The sequence below is a fragment of the Candidatus Binataceae bacterium genome (assembly GCA_035500095.1).
Taxonomy (GTDB): Bacteria; Desulfobacterota; Binatia; order Binatales; family Binataceae; genus JAKAVN01.
Genome location: DATJXN010000010.1, coordinates 39,814 through 60,209 on the forward strand (window position 1 = coordinate 39,814; position 20,396 = coordinate 60,209).

At 64.0% G+C, this 20,396-nt stretch carries 23 protein-coding genes and 1 tRNA gene; 8 read left to right on the forward strand and 16 right to left on the reverse strand.

The window, feature by feature from the left end; all coding sequences use genetic code 11:
* The first annotated feature begins 96 nt into the window (after positions 1–96).
* A complete protein-coding gene (locus VMI09_01350) occupies positions 97–1,419 on the forward strand; it encodes an ammonium transporter (GenBank protein ID HTQ23309.1) in 1,323 nt (440 codons plus the stop codon).
* Positions 1,420–1,620: 201 nt separating this feature from the next.
* Here VMI09_01350 and VMI09_01355 read toward each other — a convergent pair whose 3' ends face one another.
* The 7 genes from VMI09_01355 to VMI09_01385 all read right to left on the reverse strand — a co-directional run bounded on the left by VMI09_01355 (position 1,621) and on the right by VMI09_01385 (position 8,339).
* Complete coding sequence (locus VMI09_01355) at positions 1,621–1,887, reverse strand: hypothetical protein (protein HTQ23310.1); 267 nt, start codon at positions 1,885–1,887, stop codon at positions 1,621–1,623.
* 133 nt (positions 1,888–2,020) lie between these two features.
* Positions 2,021–2,659, reverse strand: coding sequence for an isochorismatase family cysteine hydrolase (locus VMI09_01360; protein HTQ23311.1), 639 nt, complete (start codon positions 2,657–2,659; stop codon positions 2,021–2,023).
* A 135-nt stretch (positions 2,660–2,794) separates the two neighbouring features.
* On the reverse strand, positions 2,795–3,898 hold the full coding sequence (rodA, locus tag VMI09_01365; protein ID HTQ23312.1) for a rod shape-determining protein RodA: 1,104 nt from the start codon (positions 3,896–3,898) through the stop codon (positions 2,795–2,797).
* A gap of 11 nt (positions 3,899–3,909) precedes the next feature.
* On the reverse strand, positions 3,910–5,850 hold the full coding sequence (gene mrdA / locus VMI09_01370) for a penicillin-binding protein 2 (protein ID HTQ23313.1): 1,941 nt from the start codon (positions 5,848–5,850) through the stop codon (positions 3,910–3,912).
* A 2-nt stretch (positions 5,851–5,852) separates the two neighbouring features.
* Positions 5,853–6,377, reverse strand: coding sequence for a rod shape-determining protein MreD (gene mreD, locus VMI09_01375; protein ID HTQ23314.1), 525 nt, complete (start codon positions 6,375–6,377; stop codon positions 5,853–5,855).
* A gap of 12 nt (positions 6,378–6,389) precedes the next feature.
* Positions 6,390–7,241 (reverse strand): rod shape-determining protein MreC, encoded by an 852-nt coding sequence (mreC, locus tag VMI09_01380; protein ID HTQ23315.1) that lies wholly within the window; start codon positions 7,239–7,241, stop codon positions 6,390–6,392.
* Positions 7,242–7,304: 63 nt separating this feature from the next.
* Positions 7,305–8,339, reverse strand: a complete 1,035-nt coding sequence (locus VMI09_01385) for a rod shape-determining protein (GenBank protein ID HTQ23316.1) — start codon at positions 8,337–8,339, stop codon at positions 7,305–7,307.
* A gap of 210 nt (positions 8,340–8,549) precedes the next feature.
* Here VMI09_01385 and VMI09_01390 point away from each other — a divergent pair, with 210 nt between their 5' ends.
* Entirely contained in the window at positions 8,550–10,460 is a 1,911-nt protein-coding gene (locus VMI09_01390) for a SurA N-terminal domain-containing protein (GenBank protein HTQ23317.1), read from the forward strand.
* 84 nt (positions 10,461–10,544) lie between these two features.
* Positions 10,545–11,372 (forward strand): alpha/beta fold hydrolase, encoded by an 828-nt coding sequence (locus VMI09_01395; GenBank protein ID HTQ23318.1) that lies wholly within the window; start codon positions 10,545–10,547, stop codon positions 11,370–11,372.
* A 31-nt stretch (positions 11,373–11,403) separates the two neighbouring features.
* Here the strand turns inward: VMI09_01395 and VMI09_01400 are convergent, their stop codons facing one another.
* Genes VMI09_01400 through glgP form a run of 4 tightly spaced genes read right to left on the reverse strand, consistent with a single transcriptional unit; the run spans position 11,404 to position 13,930 of the window.
* Positions 11,404–12,147 (reverse strand): NAD(P)-dependent oxidoreductase, encoded by a 744-nt coding sequence (locus VMI09_01400; protein ID HTQ23319.1) that lies wholly within the window; start codon positions 12,145–12,147, stop codon positions 11,404–11,406.
* A gap of 31 nt (positions 12,148–12,178) precedes the next feature.
* Positions 12,179–12,496: a hypothetical protein gene (locus VMI09_01405; protein HTQ23320.1), complete on the reverse strand. Its 318-nt coding sequence runs from the start codon at positions 12,494–12,496 to the stop codon at positions 12,179–12,181.
* Positions 12,497–12,536: 40 nt separating this feature from the next.
* Complete coding sequence (locus tag VMI09_01410; GenBank protein HTQ23321.1) at positions 12,537–13,070, reverse strand: hypothetical protein; 534 nt, start codon at positions 13,068–13,070, stop codon at positions 12,537–12,539.
* Entirely contained in the window at positions 13,058–13,930 is an 873-nt protein-coding gene (gene glgP, locus VMI09_01415) for an alpha-glucan family phosphorylase (GenBank protein HTQ23322.1), read from the reverse strand. The genes VMI09_01410 and glgP overlap by 13 nt, the downstream gene beginning before the upstream one ends.
* A gap of 41 nt (positions 13,931–13,971) precedes the next feature.
* Between glgP and VMI09_01420 the strand changes: the two genes are divergently transcribed.
* Positions 13,972–14,406 (forward strand): hypothetical protein, encoded by a 435-nt coding sequence (locus tag VMI09_01420; protein ID HTQ23323.1) that lies wholly within the window; start codon positions 13,972–13,974, stop codon positions 14,404–14,406.
* Positions 14,407–14,768: 362 nt separating this feature from the next.
* Here the strand turns inward: VMI09_01420 and VMI09_01425 are convergent, their stop codons facing one another.
* On the reverse strand, positions 14,769–15,113 hold the full coding sequence (locus tag VMI09_01425; protein HTQ23324.1) for a DUF3417 domain-containing protein: 345 nt from the start codon (positions 15,111–15,113) through the stop codon (positions 14,769–14,771).
* A 427-nt stretch (positions 15,114–15,540) separates the two neighbouring features.
* On the opposite strand from VMI09_01425, the gene VMI09_01430 reads away from it, so the two are divergent.
* Positions 15,541–16,383, forward strand: a complete 843-nt coding sequence (locus tag VMI09_01430; protein ID HTQ23325.1) for an SPFH domain-containing protein — start codon at positions 15,541–15,543, stop codon at positions 16,381–16,383.
* 146 nt (positions 16,384–16,529) lie between these two features.
* On the opposite strand, the gene VMI09_01435 is transcribed toward VMI09_01430, so the two are convergent.
* The 3 genes from VMI09_01435 to larC are packed head-to-tail and all read right to left on the reverse strand — an operon-like array spanning position 16,530 to position 18,714.
* Positions 16,530–16,859 carry a hypothetical protein gene (locus VMI09_01435; protein ID HTQ23326.1) on the reverse strand — a complete coding sequence of 110 codons (330 nt, stop codon included), beginning with the start codon at positions 16,857–16,859 and terminating at the stop codon, positions 16,530–16,532.
* A gap of 9 nt (positions 16,860–16,868) precedes the next feature.
* Positions 16,869–17,522, reverse strand: a complete 654-nt coding sequence (locus tag VMI09_01440) for a radical SAM protein (GenBank protein ID HTQ23327.1) — start codon at positions 17,520–17,522, stop codon at positions 16,869–16,871.
* 7 nt (positions 17,523–17,529) lie between these two features.
* Positions 17,530–18,714 carry a nickel pincer cofactor biosynthesis protein LarC gene (larC, locus tag VMI09_01445; protein HTQ23328.1) on the reverse strand — a complete coding sequence of 395 codons (1,185 nt, stop codon included), beginning with the start codon at positions 18,712–18,714 and terminating at the stop codon, positions 17,530–17,532.
* A gap of 108 nt (positions 18,715–18,822) precedes the next feature.
* On the opposite strand from larC, the gene dksA reads away from it, so the two are divergent.
* The 3 genes from dksA to VMI09_01460 all read left to right on the forward strand — a co-directional run bounded on the left by dksA (position 18,823) and on the right by VMI09_01460 (position 20,238).
* Positions 18,823–19,191, forward strand: coding sequence for an RNA polymerase-binding protein DksA (gene dksA, locus VMI09_01450; protein ID HTQ23329.1), 369 nt, complete (start codon positions 18,823–18,825; stop codon positions 19,189–19,191).
* Positions 19,192–19,279: 88 nt separating this feature from the next.
* Positions 19,280–20,146, forward strand: a complete 867-nt coding sequence (locus VMI09_01455) for a UTP--glucose-1-phosphate uridylyltransferase (GenBank protein HTQ23330.1) — start codon at positions 19,280–19,282, stop codon at positions 20,144–20,146.
* 16 nt (positions 20,147–20,162) lie between these two features.
* Positions 20,163–20,238: transfer RNA gene (locus VMI09_01460), tRNA-Ala, on the forward strand.
* Here VMI09_01460 and VMI09_01465 read toward each other — a convergent pair.
* Positions 20,217–20,396, reverse strand: a 180-nt coding sequence (locus VMI09_01465) for a hypothetical protein (protein HTQ23331.1), incomplete at its 5' end; no start/stop codon positions are given. The genes VMI09_01460 and VMI09_01465 overlap by 22 nt on opposite strands.

Below are 20,396 nucleotides of genomic sequence, written 5' to 3' on the forward strand. Positions count from 1 at the left end.
GTCACAAACTTCGCCAAACGGCCTTGCCTGGCGTGACGCAAAGCCGCCCGGGCATTTCATTTTGCGTTGACACGTTGTGTTCAAGGAGAGTCTGCGATGCTGCGCACAAGGCTGACTGCCTGCCTCGGAACCGTTGGGGCGCTCCTGCTGCTCGCCGTTTCGGCGCATGCGGACGACGCTGCGGCTACGATCAACAGCGGCGATACCAGTTGGCTGTTGACCTCGTCTGCGCTGGTGTTGCTGATGACGGCGCCCGGTCTCGCGCTGTTCTACGGCGGGATGGTGCGGCGCAAGAACGTGCTGGCGATCCTGATGCAGAGCTTCATCCTGGCCGCACTGGTTTCGATCCAGTGGGTCCTGTTCGGCTACAGCCTCGCGTTCTCGCCCGGCAACGCGCTGATCGGCGGTCTGCACTGGATCGGACTACGCGGGGTGAGCGCGACGCAGGCGTACCCCGCCTACGCCGCGACCGTTCCGCATCAGGCCTACATGATTTTCCAGTGCATGTTCGCCGTGATCACGCCGGCGCTGATCACGGGCGCCTTCGCCGAGCGCATCTCGTTCAAGGGCTTCCTGGTCTTCAGCCTGCTCTGGATGACCCTGATCTACGATCCGCTGGCGCACTGGGTATGGGGCGTTGACGGCTGGCTGCATCGCTTGGGTGCGCTGGATTTCGCGGGCGGCACGGTGGTGCACATTTCTTCGGGGACCTCCGCGCTCGCCGCCGCGCTGATCGTCGGGCAGCGGCGCGGCCTTTGGCGCGAGCCGATGCCGCCGCACAACCTGACCCTGACGCTGACCGGGGCCGGGCTGTTGTGGTTCGGATGGTTCGGCTTCAACGCCGGGAGCGCGCTTGCCGCCAACGGGCTTGCGACCTCGGCCTTCGTCGCGACCCATCTGGGGGCGGCCGCGGCGGCGCTCGGATGGGTCTTCGCGGAATGGATCATGCTCGGCAAGCCGACCACGCTCGGTGTTGCGAGCGGCGTGGTCGCCGGCCTGGTCGCGATCACTCCGGCCTCGGGGTATGTGGGACCGATCTCGGCGATAGTGATCGGCGCCGCGGCGGGGGTGCTGTGCTTTTTTGCAGTGCGGATGAAGCGGCGCTTCGGCTACGACGACGCGCTCGACGTCGTCGGCGTACACGCGGTGGGCGGCATCTGGGGCGCGCTGGCGACCGGTCTCTTCGCCAGCGTCGCGGTCAATGCGGCCGGCGCCGACGGTCTGTTCTTCGGCAACCCGGGCCAGTTGGTAATCCAGGCCGTCGCGGTCACGGCCAGCATCGCGTTCGCCTTCCTCGGCAGCCTGGTGCTGCTCGGATTGACCGATGCGCTGGTGGGATTGCGGGTGAGCGACGAGGCCGAACGGGTCGGGCTCGACCTCAGCGAGCACGAAGAGAATGCGTACGAACTGGGGGCGTAGGCGCTAGTGTGGTGTCCCGCAGATAACTTACCTATCCGGAAAAGCGTTAGGGTGTCATTCCGAGGGAGTCAGCGACCGAGGAATCCCGGATCTTTATTCGTTTTTCGTGGAAGCCGGGATTCCTCGCTGCGCTCGGAATGACGGCCTCGATATCTCTCGATATCTTGGGATGAAACGTATTTCACAGGACACCACACTAGACTAGCGCTGCATCGCCTGAAACAGCAGCGGCGCGGCCTCCGACATGATCTCGCCGAGGATCTCCGAGAGCGGCTTGGTCGGGACGGCGAGCTTGTCGGCGAGCGCTCGCATGATCCGCAGGTAATGTTCCTTGGTGCCGGCGCCGATCGAACCCAGCCGGTCGGTCTCCATAACCTCGACGAAGCGGCGATGGACCTCGTAGATTTCGCGATCGAGAGGGTCCGAAAACGGATTGGGCTGGTCGAATTTCCTGCCCTTGGAAGTCATCGTTGATACACCCGATTTGGATTGGACGCGCCGCGCGCGCCCGCGATCAAGTATATCAGCCCGATGCGCGGGCCGGCGAGACGGTCCTTGCCGTCACTTTTTGAAGGTCAGCTTGTGTACTCAAGATCGGCTCTCATCCGTCTGATTGCCGTTTGCGCCCCATCATGTCTTTGACCGACATCACATGTGCGGTTGATGCAGCGAGGATCACCAGGGTGGCGCGGTGCACGTCGGCCGCCGGCATCGTCCCAAATCCTCTGTCCGGGTAGTCAACGGTCGCGGTCGCGTCGGAAAGAAAGATCACGCGATAGTTGCGGAACATCGCGTCGCGGGCAGTCGCATGGCAGCAATTTTCGGTGGTTGTCCCCGAGATGATAACCGTATCGACGCCCCACTCGCGCAGGATGATCTCGAGGTCGGTGCCAAAAAACGCGCTATAGCGATGCTTCCTGATGACATGCTCGCCCGGGGCGGGAGCCAACTCGCGATAGATCTCCGCTCCGGGTGTGCCATCGACCAAGGCCGCACGCTTCGCGATCGGCGGATATATGTCATCGAAGAGTCCCATGTCGCATCCGTCATGGCGGTGCACATGAGCGGTGTAGATGACTCTGATTTTGGCGTCGCGGCAGATGGCGAGCGCTTCGGCAATCTTCGGCACCGCGGCCCGTGCCGCTGGCGTTTCCATCGCCGCGCCGGCCGCCACAAAGTCGGTTTGCATATCGACCACGATCATCGCGGTTTTTCTCGGCTCGATCGCGTCAATTCGCATTGCTCACCTCCGCGCGGAAAAGACCCTCAGTCTCGCTGCCCCATAACTATGTTCGTGGCGTTCGTCTTATCGGCATGTTCGAGGTGGGCCGGACGTCAAGGTCACATGCGGCGGGCGCGGGCCGGCCCGTTTCGGTCAGAACAGGTAGCGGCGGGTGTTGACGCTGATCATCACGCCCATCGCCGCCATCATCGCGATCAGCGACGAACCCCCGTAGCTCACCAGCGGCAGCGGGATTCCCACCACCGGCAGCACCCCGCTCGCCATCCCGACGTTGATCGCGACCTGCCAGAACACGATTGCGGTCAGACCCACGGCGAGCAGTTGTCCGAAACGGTCGCGGGCATGGCGCGCGATCCAGAGGCCGCGCGCGATAACTCCCACATACAGCGCCATCAGCACCATCGATCCAGCGAAGCCAAATTCTTCGGCGAAGACCGAAAAGATGAAATCGGTGGTTTGTTCGGGAAGGAAATTCAGCCGCGCCTGAGTGCCCTTGAGAAAGCCCTTGCCCCACGCGCCGCCGGCGCCGATCGCGATCTCGGACTGGATGATGTGGTAGCCCGCGCCGAGCGGATCGGACTGCGGGTTGAGGAAGCTCACAAGGCGCTGCTTCTGGTAGGGTTTGAGGAAGTGCCATCCCGCCGGCGCGGCCAGCGCAGCGGCGAGCGTCGCAACCAGCAGCACGCGTCCATTGAGGCCGCTGGTGAAGACCAGCGTCGCCGTCGCCATCATCAGAACGATCCCGGTGCCGAGGTCCGGCTGCTTGAGCACCAGGACCAACGGCACGCCCAGCAGCACCGCTGGGATGATCATCTGGCGAAAGCTCCATCCGCCGCGCGGAGGCTCTTCGCGCAGGTACCGAACCATTACCAGCACCAGCGCGATTTTGGCCAGTTCCGACGGCTCCAGCCTGAGCACGCCGAGGTTGAGCCATCGGCGCGAACCGCCGGTCACGTGCCCCGCCACCATCACCGCCGCCAGCAGCCCGACCGTAAGCGCGTAGAGCGGGTACGCGTAGGTCGCGAGCGCGCGGTAGTCGAAGAATGCCGCCGCCGCCATCAGCGCCGCGCCCACGCCGATCCAGACGAGCTGGCGCACGACGAGCGGATCGAGCGCGTGCTTGGTGCCGCCCCACGAGGCGCTAAGCACGCTCAGGAGGCCGACGCCGGCGAGCCCGAGCGTCATCAGGAACAGGGTCCAGTCGAAGTGGTAAACGAGCCGCCGATCGAGAGCCATCGCGGTTGCGCTCAGTCGCTCCGGTCGGCGACCGTGCCCTCGGGCGGGCTCTCGGGGTCGGAGCCGGGCGCCTCTTGCGGCGCCGCGGGTGGAGTCACGGCCGGTTTGCTGCCCGGCGGCGGATAGATCTCGAAGAACTTCTGCATGACGTCGTGTACGACCGGTGCCGCCGCACTGCCGCCGTGTCCGCCGTGCTCGATCACGGCGGCGACGACGATCTGCGGATGCTCCGCGGGCGCGTAGGCCACGAACCATGCGTGGTCACGGTATTTCAACGGCTCCTTGTCCTCTGGGATGCGCGCGTTGCCGGCCTCCTTCACGACCTGCGAGGTGCCGGTCTTGCCGCATACGGTGATGTTGTCGAGATGGGCCGCGTGCCCGGTGCCGCCCGCGCCGTTGACCACGTCGCACATTCCGCTACGCACGATTTCGAGGATGACGGGGTCGATCGGGATGCGGCGTTCGACGACGGGCGGGAAGTGCCTGACCACGGATCCGTCAAGCGCTTCCTCCGCTTTGACGAACTGCGGCTTGTAGCGGATGCCGCCGTTGGCAATCTCGGACACCACCATCGCCATCTGCAGCGGCGTAGCCGCGACGTAGCCCTGTCCGATCGCGACCGACAACGTCTCCGCCGGATACCATCGCTGATGGAACCGCTTCTCCTTCCAAAGCGACGAGGGCATCACGCCCGGCCGCTCGTTGTCGAGATCGATCCCGGTCCGTTCGCCCATCCCGAGCAGACGGGCCCAGCGGGCGAGGCGGTCGATGCCGAGATGGATGCCGACCTGGTAAAAGAAGACGTCGCAGGAGCTGACGATCGCGCGATGCACGGAGATCGTGCCATGTCCCTGTTTGCGCCAGCAATGGTATTCGCGATTGCCGTAGTACAGCCCGCCCGGGCAGAAGTAGCTGGTCTCGGGGGTGAGCGTCCGTTCTTCGAGCCCCGCGATCGAGTCGACCAGTTTGAAGGTCGAACCGGGCGGATAAGCCCCGGCGATCACCCGGTTGGTCAGGGGATGCGCGGGGTCGGTGGTCAGCCCGCGCCATCCAACGGCGTTGATCCCGTTGGCGAAGATGTTGGGGTCGAACGTCGGATGCGAAACCATCGCCAGGATGTAGCCCGTGTTGGGATCGATCGCGACCAGCGCGCCCGACCACGTGCCCATCGCCTTTTCGGCTGCCTGCTGAACGTCGAGGTCCAGGCTGAGCACGACGCTCTGGCCGGGAATCTCGGGAATTTCGCGCAGCAGCTTGAGCCGGCGGCCGACCGAATCGACCTCGATCTCCTGGCCTCCGGCCTGGCCGCGCAAATCGCTCTCGAACACGCGCTCCAGACCGAACTTCCCGATCTCGTCGCCCATACGATAGTTGTTCTCGCGACGCAGGTCGGCCTCAGCCACCTCGCCGACGTAGCCGAGCAGATGCGCCGCCAGTCCGCCGTAGATGTAGTGCCGCTCGGGCATCACCTCGAGGCTCACGCCCGGCAGCTGCAGCTGATGGGTCTCGAGCGAGACCACCTGTTGCCAGCCCAGATGCTCTTCGACCGTGACCGGATCGAACGGCGGGCGCCCGTCGTCTTCGGCCTGGCTGAGCTTGGCGGCAATATTGTCCTGGCCGAGCAGGTTCTCCAGCCTTGCGACCGTTTGCTTAACGTTGCGGACGTCCTCGGGCACCATCACCGCATCGAACGACGGTCTGGTGTCGACGAGCGGGCGATGATGAACGTCGAAGACCAGGCCGCGCAGCGCCGGTTGGCGATGGATGCGGATGCGGTTGCGGTCGGCGAGTTCGACAAATTCCTTGTGCCGGATGATTTGGAGGTAATAGAGGCGGACCGTTACCACGGCCAGAACGAGAGCGATGAAAGCGGAGAGGATCGCGAGGCGCGGCTCGATACGCGGGATCGCGCGCGACTGCTTGCTGCTGTTGTAATAACGCCAGCGCGCCACCGTCAGGCTCCTCGCCCAATCCAGCCGCCGCGCGCGCGGCGTTCCTGGCTGAGCCCCAGCATCCGCCTGAGGCCCGCGGTTAATCCAAACACGGGCGGCGCGCACACCGCGGTCACCGTCGCCTGTAAGAGCGCCGCCGGCACCAGGGTTGCGAGCTGGTCAGGAGCGCGGAACTGCGTGCCGATAAGAAAGCCGCCGAGGTTCTGGATCAACACCGCGACGAAAGCCAGCACGGCGCCGGCCTCCGCGCCGGTCGCGGAGCTATGCACGCCGACTTCATATGCGATCAGGTAAATCAGCGTCATCGCAAAGGTGTTGACGCCGAGCTGCGAGCCCGAAAAGGCGTCCATCGCGTAACCCATCGCAAAGGCTATTATAGGCGCAAGCGCGCGGCGATGCCGCAAGCCCAGATCGACCGCCAGCACCAGCACGAGGTCGGGCACCAGCGCGCTCAGCGGCAGCCAGCGCGAAGCCGTGGTCTGAACCGCCAGCGCAAGCAGGGTTAAAACGGCGAACAGCGCGGCCAAACGCACGACCTCTCAGCTCTTCGGCCCCGCCGGCGGCGGCTGGGGCATTCGCTGGGTTATCACCAGCACCTGCTCGAGACGGCGAAAATCAGCCGCCGGCGCGATATTGACCGTCAGGAACAATCCCGGCCCTTCGCGAACCACCGAGGTCACCTCGCCCACCAGCAGCCCGCGCGGGAAAATCCCGTCCAGGCCCGAGGTAACGATTGTATCCCCACTCTTCACGTCCTCCGAACGGTCCACATATTTCATCACCAGCCCGTCGTCGACCACGCCGGCCACGATGCCGCGCACGCGCGAGCGCTGGTCGAACGCGTCGAGCGCCGAGTTGTGATCGTTGATTAACAGCACGCGCGACGAACTCGGACCAACCGCGATAAGCTTGCCGACCACGCCCTCGGTCGAAAGCACGGCCATCCCGGCTTCGAAGCCCTGACCGGCGCCGCCTGCCAGCACCAGCGTGCGCGCGAGACCTGAAGCGTCGCCGCCAATAACGTTGGCCGCCGCCGAGTTGAGCGCGAGGGCCTGCTTGAGCTCGAGCATGTCGCTCAGATGGAGATTCTCGGCCTCGAGCTCGGCCAGCCGGGCGCGCTGGGTTTCCTCGCGGGCAAGCTCGGCGCGCAGCCGCGCGTTCTCGCGCTGCACGCCGACCAGGTCGAAGTAGTCATGGAAGATGCTGGCACCGCCGTCGGCCAAGCGCGCGGCGGCGACTTGCAGCGGAGCCAAGGCCTCCATCACCAGGCCGCGCGGTCTGGCCGCCCGCTGGTCGGGAAGAACTCCACTCCACAGGAAATGGGCGGAAATGAGCAGCAGAACCGCACCCGTGATCGGAACGCGGTTACGCCACAGAAAATAGTTTTTCACCGCTATGTGTTTCGGCGATGCCCCTTGGCGTCATCGGCAGGCCGTTTCGGGCGATGACGCTCGCTAGTCGACGGTCACGTCGCGCAGGAGCGATATTTCGTCCAACGCTTTGCCCGCGCCCATCACCACCGCGGTCAGCGGGTCGTCAGCGAGCGTCACCGGCAGCCCCGTTTCTTCGCGCAGCAGGACGTCGAGATTGCGCAGCAGCGCGCCGCCGCCCGCCAGCACGATTCCCTTGTCCACGATGTCCGAGGCCAGCTCCGGCGGCGTGCGCTCGAGCGCGATACGGACCGATTCGACCACCTGATGGACCGGCTCCATCAGCGCCTCGCGAATCTCCTCGTCGGTAATCTCGATGATCTTGGGCACGCCGGCCACCAGGTCGCGGCCCTTGATTTCCATGGTCTGGATTTCGTTTCCGGGGTAGGCGGAACCGATAGTTATTTTGATCAGCTCGGCGGTGCGCTCGCCAATGAGCAGGTTGTACTTGCGCTTGATGTGCTGGATGATCGCCTCGTCCATCTTGTCGCCGGCCACCCGCACCGAGCGCGAAAAGACGACGCCCGCCAGCGAGATCACCGCGACCTCCGTGGTGCCGCCGCCGATATCGACGATCATGTTGCCCGAAGGTTCGGTGATCGGCAGCCCCGCGCCGATCGCCGCCGCCATCGGCTCTTCGATAAGGTAGACCTCGTGAGCGCCGGCCGCTTCGGCCGACTCGCGCACCGCGCGCTTCTCGACCGCAGTGATCCCGAACGGCACGCAGATGACGATCCGCGGACGCGCGAGGAAGCGGCGATTGTGGGTTTTCTGGATAAAATGGCGCAGCATGCTCTCGGTGATTTCGAAGTCGGCGATCACGCCGTCTTTCAGCGGCCGGATAGCCACGATCGAGCCCGGCGTGCGCCCCAGCATCTTCTTGGCTTCGGCGCCGATCGCGAGCACTCGCCGCGCCCCGCGCGAGTCCTTCTGCACCGCAACCACTGACGGCTCATTGCACACGATCCCTTCGCCCTTGACATAAATCAGGGTATTCGCCGTGCCGAGGTCGACAGCGAGATCGCTAGAGAACCAACCGAGTATGGAATTAAGTACCACCGGATCGCCCCCCTGCGGTCCGAGTCTTGTTCTCGAACCTCCGCATCGCCTCCAAGAAGACAGGCTACACAAGGCCCGGGGTTTCGCGCGGTTCCAGGATTTTTCGGATCTGCCCGAGACCCACGACGAAGCTAACAGACGCGTGTCATACGAAGCAAGGCACAAGGGTGATTTGCGCGATCAAAAGCCGCAAAATATGATGAGTGCATAATGCTCGACCTGATGCGCAAGCATGCGTACTCGTGGCTGACCCGCGCGGTCGTTATCGTGCTGATCGGCGTCTTCGCGTTTTGGGGTGTCAGCACCGGCATGTTCACCCGGTTAAAGCCGGTCGCGACCGTGAACGGCCATCAGATCCTGACCAAAGAGGTCGATCAGCAAGCGGAACAGCTGCGCCGGCGGCTGGAACAGCTCTACGGACCCGAGGCGGCCGCGGCGTTGGCCCGCTTCAACGTCCGCGAGCAGGCACTCGAGCAGCTTGTCGATCAGCAACTGGTGCTCGATGAAGCCAATCGTTTGGGGCTGAAGATAAGCGATGCCGCCCTGGAGCGAATGGTCGAGTCACAGGCCGCCTTCCAGGTCGACGGCCGCTTCGATTTCGCCATGTATCAGACGGCGCTGCGCAGCCAGAATATGCGGCCGGCCGACTTCGAGTCCGAAGTCCGGCTCGACATGCTGCAGCAACTTATGGAGCGGATGGTTACGCAGACGGTCGAGATCAGCGACAGCGAGCTGCGCCAGATCTACGACCAGATGAATCTGAGACTCGCGATGTCTTACGTCGAATTGCCCTACAAAGACTTCGAATCGTCTATCGCCCCCACTGACAAGCAGATCGCCGAGTTCTTCGAGGCTCATCGCGAACAGTTTCGCGAGCCCGAGCGCATCTCGTTCGACTTCATCCGTTACGATCCCGACAAGCTCGCGGCCAAGGTTAATCCCACGGACAGGGAAATCCAGAACTATTACAACCGCGAGCGCGACACCTCATTGACCCATCCCGAACAGGTCCGCGCGCGGCATATTCTGATCGCGGTTGCGCCCGACGCCACGCCCGCGCAAAAGGCCGCCGCCAAGGCCAAGGCCGACGACCTGCTCAAGCAGATCAAGGGTGGGGCCGACTTCGCCAAGCTGGCCAAGCAGTTCTCCGACGACCCTGGGACCAGAAATGGCGGAGGCGAACTGGGTTATTTCGGGCAGAGCGAGATGGTGAAGCCGTTTGCCGACGCCGCCTTCACGATGAAGCCGGGCGAGCTGATCGTGGTCCAGACCCAGTTCGGTTACCACGTCATCCAGGTCGAAGAGCACAAGCTCGCGCGCGTCGAGACGCTGGAGGAGGCGCGCCCGAAGATCATCGATGCGCTGCGCCATCGCGCAGGCACCGAGCTGGCCCATCAGGCGATCGACCAGGATCTGAGCGATGCGCTCAACGGCAAAGACCTTCAGACGCTTGCGGACAAACGCGGCCTCGACTTCGTGAAGACGCCGATGCTGGCCGTCAATGAGGCTACTGCAGAAACCACCGATCCGACGCTGGTGCGCGAGGCGTTCAAGCTCAATCCCAATGACATTCGCGTAGTCAACGGCCACGACGCGCAGTACATCGTGAAATTCGTCGATCGCAAGCCGAGCTATGTGCCGAAGCTGGCGGATGTACAAGCCAAGGTTCGCGCCGCGCTGGTGCGTCAGATGGCGGAATTCAAGGCGCGCGATGAGGCCGCCGCCTTCTTCAAACAGGTAAAAAACCCTGCTGGATTCGCCGCGGCGGCTGCGGCCGCCAAGCTAACCCCGCATACGACGGGTGATTTTTCGCGCGCCGACGGCACAATTCCCGGCATCGGCGAATTCCATGAGGCGGTGCAGGAAGCGTCGCAGCTTCCCGCCACCCCCGGGATCATCAGCCGCCCGCTCGCTCGCGACGGCAACGCCTACGTATTCGAGGTCTTAAGCCGCACGCCGCCGACGGACGCTCAATGGAAGGCGGCGAAGGCCTCGTTCAAGGACCAGGTCATCAGGCAGCGGCAGGCGCAGGCGTGGGAGAGCTTTATTCAGGACCTGCGTGCGCGCGCGCAAATCTTCGTGCGTCCCGATCTGGTCGGCGAGCGAACCTCCACGAGCTAGCTTTCGCAGCCAGGCGGCGCTCCACATGGGGACTATCAAGGGCGACAAGCTTCAAGCGCAACGAGATCGAATCCGGAGCAGTGAATGACCTCGTCAGACGACGACCCCCATCCAGTCAATCCAGCGGCAGACACGAGCGAGTTTTTCCTTCCCGGCGCCGGGGTGAGCGCGCTGCTCATTCACGGGCTCAGCGGGACGCCGTTCGAGATGCGCTATCTCGGCGAGCGATTAGCGGCCGCGGGCGTCCGCGTATGCGGCGTGCGCCTGGCCGGTCACGGCGGCACTGCCGAGGAGCTTGGCGCAGCCACGCGCGCGCAATGGTATGAAAGCGCGGTCGAGGGCTTCGAGCGGCTCCATCGATTCGGCGATCCGGTCGCGGTGGTCGGGTTGTCGATGGGCGCGCTGCTGGCGGCGCGGCTCGCCGCCGATCAAGGTGAGGCGGTTGCCGGGGTGGCGAAACTCTCGCCGGCGTTCTTTTTGCCGCTGTGGGTGCGCGGCCCGCTCAAGGCGCTCACCGCGCTCGGTCCGCTCGCCGACCGCATCTATCTGCGCGGCAAAGGTTCGGACATCTACGATTCCGCCGCGCGCAGCGTGCATCCGTCGGCCCGCCTGATGCCGCTAAGCGCGGTGCTCGAGCTGTTGAAGCTGTCGGCGGAGGTGCGCCCGCGGCTTGGTCGCGTTGCCCAGCCCGCGCTGGTCATCCACGGGCGGCGCGACCATACCTGTCCGATGCGCCGTAACGTGGATTTCGTGATGAGCCGTCTCGGCAGCAAGCAAAAGCGCGCCGTGATCCTTGAAGAGAGCTTTCACGTGATTACGGTGGACAGCGAGAAAGATCGCGTCGCTTCCGAAGTGATCAATTTCGTGGATGCGCTGCGCGCCGGGGCCGAGCGCGCAAGCGCGATGGGCTGAGCTTTTTTTCGACGGCTGCGCTTGCGGAGTCTCAGCGCAACCCGGCGCTCGCCAGCCGGAAATCGGGATTCCAGCCAAACTCGCGGCGCGCCTTGACTATCGACACCGTGCCGTCGTCCTCGGCGATGTTGTAGATTCCCGGCTTGCCGCGCTCGATCGCGAGGACCGCGGCCTGCGCCGCAGCGTCCACGTGCACCGCCGGCTTGCCGGGCGCAGTCTCGAAACCGCTTCCCGGGCCATAGAACATCCCGTAGCGCAGCACGATACCGTCGAACCCGGGGGTTGAGACCGCGAGCCGCTCAAGGGTCGTGACGCCTTCCATCGTGGTGCGCCACGGCTCTTCGGTCGGGGACATCAGCGGCGCGCCCTCTTCATATGGCTTGGGCCCCTCGGCGTAAACGAAGGCGATACTCTGCGCGATGAAACGGCGCGCGCCCGCGCCGAGCGCGGCGCCGACGAGGTTGCGCGTGCCATCGATACGCAGGCGCGCGTTGCGGATTAATCCCTCGGCCATCAACTCCGCCTTGAGCCCGGGCGGCAGGTCGGTGAGTTGATGGACCACGACGTCGGGCCGCGCCGCCGCGACGGCGGCCGTAAGCGCGGATGGATCAAACGCGTCGACCACGACGGGCGTGACGCCGGCGGCGCGCAGTTCCTCGGCCTTGGACGCGGCGCGCGTGGTGCCTGTCACTTCATAGCCGGCCGCGCGCAGGAGCGGCAGCATTCGGCGTCCGACCGCGCCTGTCGCACCCGCAAGAAAGATTTTTTTCGCCATCGGACATTGCCGCCTTTTCCGCCGCCGCGCGTCAGCCGGCCGGGTAATGCTCTTCGAGCATGTATTTGACGTCGGGGCGATGGAGTGCCTCGATGAAGCAGATCTCGCCGGCGGCGTTGAGGTCAATGATCAGGAAGCCCTCCGTCGCCGGCAACTGGACCGTGCTCGCGACTTTGACCTCGGCCGCGGTCGCGAAGCTCGCGCAATTATCGTCGCCGCAGTCGCAGATCGATTCGATCTGGAGCAGACGCAGCTGATTGCACAGCGGCTCCGCGCCGCACTCGCGCAACAGGTGCGCCATTTCCTCGACCAGGTCGGGTAAAACTTCGCTGAGCAGCGGTCCGGGCATCGCGCCTAGAGCCTAGCGGCAAGCCGCGCGCCAATCAAATTTAGTTCAATCCGCACGATGCGGCCGCTAGGCCGCGCTTCGCGCGCATGCACGTCGCTGGATCAGCGCTGCCACTTGATCGCCGGGCATTCGAGCGGAACCGCCAGTTCGGGATGGTGCGCATGGGCTCGCGGCGTGAAATGCTCCGCGGGACGCGCCGACACGACGTCGGCGGCGAACATCCAGCCTTGGCGCCAACCAGGCGCTCGCCACGCGTCATCGGATAGCGTTCCGCGGGTAGCCCGTCGGCTTCGTCAGCGAACATTTCGATTTTGACGGCGTCGCTCGCCAGATCGTCCAGGTAAACCTGTAGTCGAAAATGGTGGACGCTGTCGGAGTTCTTGCACTCGAGCTTACCGAAATAAATTCCCTGCCAGTGGTCGTCGATTCGGTGTTGCACCTCGACCAGCTCGATCGCGAGCGCTGCGCGATTTTCGGTGCGATGGCGATATCGACGTGCGGCGGGCAGGTAATATTTCTCCGTGTACTCGCGAATCGCGCGATTTGCCGAAAAGCACGGAGTCAGACGAGCCATGCTCTAACGCATCTTCCCAACCCACCTCTGTGGGATACCGGTGTCGTCGCGATCATAAAAGCTCGGCACGATTTGCTCTTCCAGCAGGAGTAAAGTTGCTCAGCCTCGGCCGCATCCCAGCCGGCGTCGTTATCTTCGTGCTCCTGACCGTCGCCGATCGCCCATCCGACCTCCGGCGAATAGGCTTCCGCCCACCAGCCGTCCAATTCAGAGAGGTTTAACCCGCCATTGACGAGCACTTTCATGCCGCTCGTGCCGCACGCCTCCCACGGCCGTCGCGGCGTGTTAATCCAGAGATCGACTCCGCGAACCAGGTACTCGGCGAGCAACATATCGTAGTCGCTCAGGAAGACCACCCGATTGCGTAATACGGGCTGGGCGACGAATTGAATCCATGCCTTGACCAATGCCTTGCCGGGCTCGTCCGCAGGATGGGCCTTGCCCGCGACCACCAGCTGCACCGGGCGCTGCGGATCGGAAAGAATCCGCCTTAGGCGGTCGGGATCGCGCAACAAGAGGTTGGGCCGCTTGTAGGTGGCAAAGCGCCGCGCGAAACCAATCGTGAGAATGTTCGGATCGAAGACGTTCCTGGCCACCGTGGTCGATAGTTCATCGTCGGCTTCGCGCGCCAGACGCTCACGAATGCAGGCAACCAATTCCTCGCGGTTCTTCGCGCGCATCGCCCACAGGGGGGCCGCCGGCAATGCGAGCAGGCGCTCGCCAACGCCTTCCATCGTGTCCCGCCAGCGTTCGACGCCACAGGCCTCCGTCCATAGCTGGTCCGCCGCCACCGAGTCCCATGTGTCGGCGTGTGCACGCCGTTCGTCACGGAACCGACCGGGACCTCGGAAAGCGGCCAACCATCGAAGAGCGACGAGAAAGTGCGCCGGCTGACTTTACCGTGGAGCTCGCTTACCGCATTGACCGCGCCGCTTCCGCGGATCGCAAGATAGGCCATGTTGAACGGCTCACTAGCGTCCTCGGGATTGTTGCGGCCCAGCGCCAGAAGGTTCCTGAAATCGATTCTGAGCACGTCATTGGCATAGCGTCTCAGGTAGCGCTCGACCATTGCCGGATCGACGCTGTCGAACCCGGCCGGAACCGGAGTATGGGTTGTAAAGAGATTGCCGGCGCCCGTAGCGGTCAGCGCAACCTCGAACGACTGTCCGTGCTCGACCATGAATTCACTTGCGCGTTCGAGTACGGCAAAAGCCGCGTGGCCTTCGTTCAGATGGCAGACTTCCGGTTTGAGACCGATGGCGCGGAGCAGTCGCCAGCCGCCGATGCCGAGCACCAACTCCTGCTCCAGGCGCAATTCTTTCCCGCCGCCATATAGCTCGCTCGTCACGCCGCGTAGGACCGGAGCATTCACCGGGTCGTTGCTATCCAACAAATAAAGCCTTACTCGCCCGACGCTGGCCTGCCAGCTGCGCAGCCACAGAGTGGGTCCTGCAACCCGCACCTTGACCCGAATCCATTCGCCCTCGCCATCGCGTACGGGTGTAATCGGCAGTTGCCCGGGCTCGTTGTAAGGGAACAGCGCCGTCTGATTGCCTTCGGAATCGATAAATTGGCGGAAGTAGCCCTGCTGATAGAGCAGGCCGACGCCCACGACCGGGACTCCAAGGTCGTGAGCGGCCTTGAGCTGATCTCCGGCAACGTTGCCGAGACCACCCGAGTAAATCGGCAACGCCTCGCTCAAGCCGAATTCCATGCTGAAGTAGGCCCACAAGTGAGCGGCGCCTGCGGATACGTTCGCTGAAACCACGTTGAGGCCTGGGTCGCCCGCCGCCGCTTAAGGACTACCCCGGTCAGCCCTTCCAGGAATTCGGGGTCCGCAAGGGCGCTCCGCAAGCGCGTCCGCGCGACGGTTTGGAGCACGACCTGCGGATTATGAGTGGCCGTCCAAAGCTCGGCGTCCAGCTGGCGCCAGATCTCGTCGGCGCCGTGATCCCAACTGTTGCGCAGATCGAAAGCCAACTCCTCGAGATAAGCCATCCCTTCGGGAGCGTATGCTGAAGAACCATATCCGGACTCGGCCATACATAACTCCCACCGATAACCGATTGCTCTCGATTTCCTGCGTCTGTCGTTTACGTCAGGTTCAAAGCGTTGACCCGACCCGGCGGCGGGCACAAATCAGGCCGTGATCTACGTTAATTCTTCCGCGGTACGGACGGGCGCGGCAAGCCGGAAGCGATGGATGAATGAGGCGCAAACGCTTTCGTTGAGCCCCGAAATTTTCACCGGTGTGCGAGTTGGCGCGCGCCAGCGCCGAAACTGAACAATCGCAAGGCGCCAGATCACCTCGCCGCGCGTTGGCGCATCTGTCAGCTCTGCGCGGCCAAAGTACGGGGTCTATTAGATAGCATTGCAGAATCTGGCAGACTCAGCGGGTGCTAATCATATTCCCGCGTATGAAGGGAAATGATGATTACTCATATGACCCGGCAAACAAAGGGGGATGCAAATGCGACGGCTACTTTTTCTTGCGGCGTTGGGAATCATTGGATGTACTAATCCTTCGACGCCGGCGGGTTACGTCGGCTACGTTACCAGACATCCGTACACGATGCCGGTGCGATTCTACGCGCTCCAAACGGGGCCCACTTCAACCGGTCTGGGTTGGAGACTCGAGGCGACCAACATCCTGGTCACTCCGATTACCAGCACCGAAGAGTTCACGGGTACGAATGCCGTTCTGGCCAAGGACAACCTGCATATCGAGTTTCGGGCTCACCTGATCTGGAAGATAGACCCTGAAAACGTAAGGGCGCTGGTCGAAAAATTCAGCGGAATCGGCGCTTACCCGGAGCAGGTGGCGTATGACAATTTCGTCAAGGAGCCTTTCCGAACCTACACTCGCGATGAAGTTCAGAAATACAACGGCCTCGACGTCAAGGACAATGTCGATGCGATCGGGTCTGCCGTGCAGGCTCGGATCCTGAAGTTAACGCAGGGCACCTCATTCACGATCATCAGCGTCGTCATTGGTAATATTCAATATCCCAAGGCGGTGGCGGAATCGGTGGCTAATAAGCTTGCCGCCACGCAGGTACTCGAACAAACCACCATCGAAATCCAGACGGCAAAGGCCAAGGCGCAAATTCGCGAAGCGGACGCTGACGGGATTGCCAAGGCGACCGAGACCATCAATCAGAAGTTGACTCCGCTGTATGTACAATACGAAGCGATTCAGGCGCAGGAGAAAATGGTCAATTCGCCAAACCACACCGAAGTGTTTATTCCGGTGGGTCCGATGGGAGTGCCGATAGTAGGTACTATGAAGGTGGGGCAGGAGGGCAAGCAATAGCTGGTGAACGACGCCAGCCGGAGTTGTGCATCGCGGACCTCGGGAAAATCCGGCGGCAAGCCGCGCGCCAATCAAAGTTTTGTCAAATCGCGCCGCGGCTTTGCGGCCGCGGCCTTGCCCATCCGGAGTCCGCTATCGTCGCGGGTTTATCCGCCGCGTTCTTCCATGTCGCTCAGATTTGCACCGCAGTAAGGACACTGGGTGGAAAAGTTGACCCACGCGGGCAGGCTGGAATTGACGAAGAAGGGATTTCCGCATTGCGGGCATCGCGCCCCCCAGGCCTCGTACAGCAGCCATGCGACGGCGGCTACGAGCAGGAGAAAAAGAAAATCGAAAGCGTCGAAGCCGCCGGTGCGGCCCGCATAAGTTGCGAACTCGACGATCCACCAGAGCGCGAAGAGCCCCGCGCAAATCCCCAGCCCCAGGCGAACCTGCCGGATGCGCGAAGCTGCGGATTTCCCCCCGTCGGCCGCCATCGCGATTGCTCAGACGCCTCGCGCGTCGGGTGCCCAGATGTGCTTGTGCATCTGGAGTTGCATCCGCACCGCCAGGCGGTCGGCCAGGATCCATCCCGCGAGCAGCGCCGGCTCCAGGCGGCCGAACGCGCAGCTCATCAGTACCGCATTGACGCGCGCCGCAAGGCCGTGGCGCCGCATGGCGTCGCGCGCCCATTCGTAGTCGGCGCGATCGGCGATCACGAATTTCACCTCGTCGCGCGCGGTCAGATGCTCCAGGTTGCTCCACAGATTGCGCGCCGCTTCGCCGCTACCGGGACACTTGAGGTCCATCACTTTGATCGCGCGCGGGTCGAGGGTGCTCACGTCGCTTGCGCCCGAAGTCTCGACCAACACCGTCATGCCGGCGTCGAGCAGGCGCGCGATGAGCTGATGTACGGCGGGCTGCAGCAGCGGCTCGCCGCCGGTCACTTCGGCCAGATCGCATCCGTAGCCGAGAAGCTGAGCGGCAGCGTCTTCGACTGTCATCGGCCGCCCTTCGTGAAATGCGTACTCGGTGTCGCACCACGAGCAGCGCAGGTCGCATCCGGTAAGGCGCACGAAGGCGCACGGACGCCCGGCCCAGGTCGATTCGCCCTGGATGCTGAAAAATATCTCGTTGATGCGCAGCCGCTGCTCGGCCATTCGCCGCTCATCCATCCCGGGAAAACTGCCGGCGCGCCGCCGCCTGCGCCTGTTCGAGAACCAGGCGCAGCGCGACCCGATGCTCGCGCGCGATTTCCTTGCAGTCGTCGTACTCCGGCGACACGGTCAAAATATCATCGCCGGCGCGCGAGACCTTCACCCGTACGCGACCCCACCGCGTGTCCACCTCGATCATTTCGCGCGCGAGCTTGAGCCGGGCGACCGGATGAAACCGCAGTCCGATGGTGGAGGTTTCGGCGAAGAGCACCGCGGCGATATGCTCGCGCGCCGCGGGATCGGCAAGCACGGAGATCGTGACCGCGGGGCGGCCCTTTTTCATGATCGTCGGCGTCAGCGTCACGTCGCGCGCGCCGGCGGCGAGCAGGCGCTCAAACACGTGGTCGTAAAGCTGCGGGCTCAGGTCGTCGATATTGGCGGCGATCTCGACCAGCTCGTCGGTGTCGTAGCTTTGCGCCCGCTCGCCGATCATCAGTCGCAGCACGTTGGGCCGGTCGGCGAAATCCTTCGTGCCCGCGCCGTAGCCCACGCGCTCGACTCGAAAGCCCATCGCGGGCGGCGCCGGCTTCGCGAGCGCGCGCACGATCGCCGCGCCGGTGGGCGTTACCATCTCGGAGGCGCCGTCGCCCATCCGAATCGGAAAGCCGGTCAGCAGCTCGGTCGTGGCGGGCGCGGGAACCGGGATGACACCGTGCTGCGACCTCACGAAACCGGTGCCCGCGGGCAGCGGCGAGACGACCATTTCCTCCAGTCCGAGCCGCTCGAAACCCCAGGCGGCGGCCACGATGTCGACGATCGAATCAACCGCCCCCACCTCGTGAAAGTGTACGGCCTCCGGCGTCGTGTGATGGATTTTCGCTTCGGCCTCGGCAAGCGCGCCGAAAATCGCCATCGCGCGCTCCTTGACGGCGTCCGAAAGCGCCGCTCCGCGACGGACGATTTCGCGGATGTCGCCGAGATGGCGCTCGGGCTGCGGCGCACTCACTTCGACGTCGAACTTGAGCGCCGCGATTCCGCTGAGCACCCGGCGCCGCGTGCCCACGCGATAGCCGTCAAGCGGCAGCGAGGCGAGCGCCGCGCGCAATTCTTCGAAGCCGGCGCCGGCGTCAAGCATCGCGCCGGCGATCATGTCGCCGCTGAGCCCTGAGAACGCGTCGAGGAAAGCCGATTTCATATGCCAGACATGCAAGGAGCGACGGCCCGGATCCGAGTTTATTCCGCACCCTGTTTACATGACAGTAGGGTGCAAGTAGAATTCGAACGTTCTTGACGCCCCGTAATTATGAGGCAAAGAGACCTGAATTTCTTCCGCCGTTTGCTCGAGGATCGGAGAACCGAGATTCTGGAGGAAGCCGAGCGCGCGCTCGGGACCCTGAACACCAAAGCCCCGGAAGCCTGTGCGGACCCTTCCGACCGCGCCTCGCTCGAGTCCGACCGCGCCTTTTTGCTTCGGATGCGCGACCGCGAGCGCAAGCTATTGAGCAAGATCGACGAAGCCTTTGCCCGCATCGACGGCGGCATCTACGGCCAATGCGAGGAATGCGGCGGCCAGATCGGCATCGAGCGGCTCAAGGCGCGCCCGGTGACCACCCTTTGCATCACCTGCAAATCGGCGCAGGAGGCGCGCGAGCGTCAGGGCTCGGCGCGCTGAAACCGGCGCCGGCGCGAGTTCGCTCGCTCGCCGGCGCGTCAACCGACTCCAGGCACTCGCGCTGGCATCCGGACTCCCGAGGCATTCGATGAAAGTTCGCAAGGCCGTGGTGGTGGCGGCCGGGCTCGGCACGCGGATGCTGCCGGCCACTCGCGTCATCCCCAAGGAAATTCTGCCGGTCGTTGATCGCCCCGCGATCCAGGTCGTGGTCGAGGAGGCCATCGCCGCCGGAATCGAGGAAATCGTCATCGTGGTCGCGCCCGGGCGCTCGCTGGTGCTCGACCATTTCGCGCCGGTCCCCGGGCTGGAACGCCATCTCGAGGAGCGCGGCAAGCGCGAACTCCTGGCCCAGGTCCGCGCGACCGCGGCCATGGCGCGGATCACGCGCGCCGAGCAGGCCGAGCCGTTCGGACTCGGACACGCCGTGCTGCAGGCGCGCGCGGCCGTGGGCGACGAGCCGTTCGCGGTGATCCTGCCCGACGATATCTTCGACTCCGATCCGCCCTGCCTGCGTCAGCTCATCGACGTCGCCGAGGCGCGCGAAGCCCCGGTGGTCGCGCTGATGCGCGTCGCGCCGCAGGATCTCTCGAAGTACGGCATCGTCGAGGGCTCGCCCGCCGGCCCGCGGCTCATGCGCCTTAACGGGATGGTCGAGAAGCCGGAGCCGGCGAAGGCGCCGAGCGATTTCGCGATCGTCGGGCGCTACGTGCTGACGCCCGAGATTTTCGGCCTGCTGGCCGCAGGCAAGCCCGGCGCGGGCGGCGAGATTCAACTGACCGACGGTCTGCTCGAGCTTTGCCGGCGCCGTCCGCTGTACGGATACGAATTCACCGGCACGCGCTACGACCTGGGCGATCGCCTGGGCTTCGTCACCGCGCAGATCGGCTTCGGGTTGAAACGGCCCGAGCTCGCTGATAGGTTGCGGGCCTATTTGAAAACGGTAATTTCGGCGTAGAATTTCCGTCTGCGGTGGGGCAGTAGCTCAGCTGGGAGAGCACCACGTTCGCAACGTGGGGGTCGAGGGTTCAAATCCCTTCTGCTCCACCAAATTCATCGCAATTCAGATACGGTTTGTCGTGCGATTGCTTCTTTGCGAGACGAATCGTCCGTTCTGTGTTGCCGCCGATGCAAAACTGACCCGGGTCGCCAATTGAAAAATGACCCACCCCGACGTGGGGTACTCCTAAGCGGAGGGCCTCATGTTG

Coding starts and splice junctions, on each gene's coding strand:
- VMI09_01395 (HTQ23318.1), top strand. CDS start 10,545: ATGACCTCGTCAGACGACGACCCCCATCCAGTCAATCCAGCGGCAGAC.
- rodA (HTQ23312.1), bottom strand. CDS start 3,898: ATGGCTCTCGATCGGCGGCTCGTTTACCACTTCGACTGGACCCTGTTC.
- VMI09_01425 (HTQ23324.1), bottom strand. CDS start 15,113: ATGGCCGAGTCCGGATATGGTTCTTCAGCATACGCTCCCGAAGGGATG.
- VMI09_01355 (HTQ23310.1), bottom strand. CDS start 1,887: ATGACTTCCAAGGGCAGGAAATTCGACCAGCCCAATCCGTTTTCGGAC.
- VMI09_01405 (HTQ23320.1), bottom strand. CDS start 12,496: ATGCCCGGACCGCTGCTCAGCGAAGTTTTACCCGACCTGGTCGAGGAA.
- VMI09_01360 (HTQ23311.1), bottom strand. CDS start 2,659: ATGCGAATTGACGCGATCGAGCCGAGAAAAACCGCGATGATCGTGGTC.
- VMI09_01350 (HTQ23309.1), top strand. CDS start 97: ATGCTGCGCACAAGGCTGACTGCCTGCCTCGGAACCGTTGGGGCGCTC.
- VMI09_01455 (HTQ23330.1), top strand. CDS start 19,280: ATGAAAGTTCGCAAGGCCGTGGTGGTGGCGGCCGGGCTCGGCACGCGG.
- VMI09_01410 (HTQ23321.1), bottom strand. CDS start 13,070: ATGGCTCGTCTGACTCCGTGCTTTTCGGCAAATCGCGCGATTCGCGAG.
- VMI09_01435 (HTQ23326.1), bottom strand. CDS start 16,859: ATGGCGGCCGACGGGGGGAAATCCGCAGCTTCGCGCATCCGGCAGGTT.
- dksA (HTQ23329.1), top strand. CDS start 18,823: ATGAGGCAAAGAGACCTGAATTTCTTCCGCCGTTTGCTCGAGGATCGG.
- VMI09_01390 (HTQ23317.1), top strand. CDS start 8,550: ATGCTCGACCTGATGCGCAAGCATGCGTACTCGTGGCTGACCCGCGCG.
- VMI09_01400 (HTQ23319.1), bottom strand. CDS start 12,147: ATGGCGAAAAAAATCTTTCTTGCGGGTGCGACAGGCGCGGTCGGACGC.
- larC (HTQ23328.1), bottom strand. CDS start 18,714: ATGAAATCGGCTTTCCTCGACGCGTTCTCAGGGCTCAGCGGCGACATG.
- VMI09_01440 (HTQ23327.1), bottom strand. CDS start 17,522: ATGGCCGAGCAGCGGCTGCGCATCAACGAGATATTTTTCAGCATCCAG.
- VMI09_01430 (HTQ23325.1), top strand. CDS start 15,541: ATGCGACGGCTACTTTTTCTTGCGGCGTTGGGAATCATTGGATGTACT.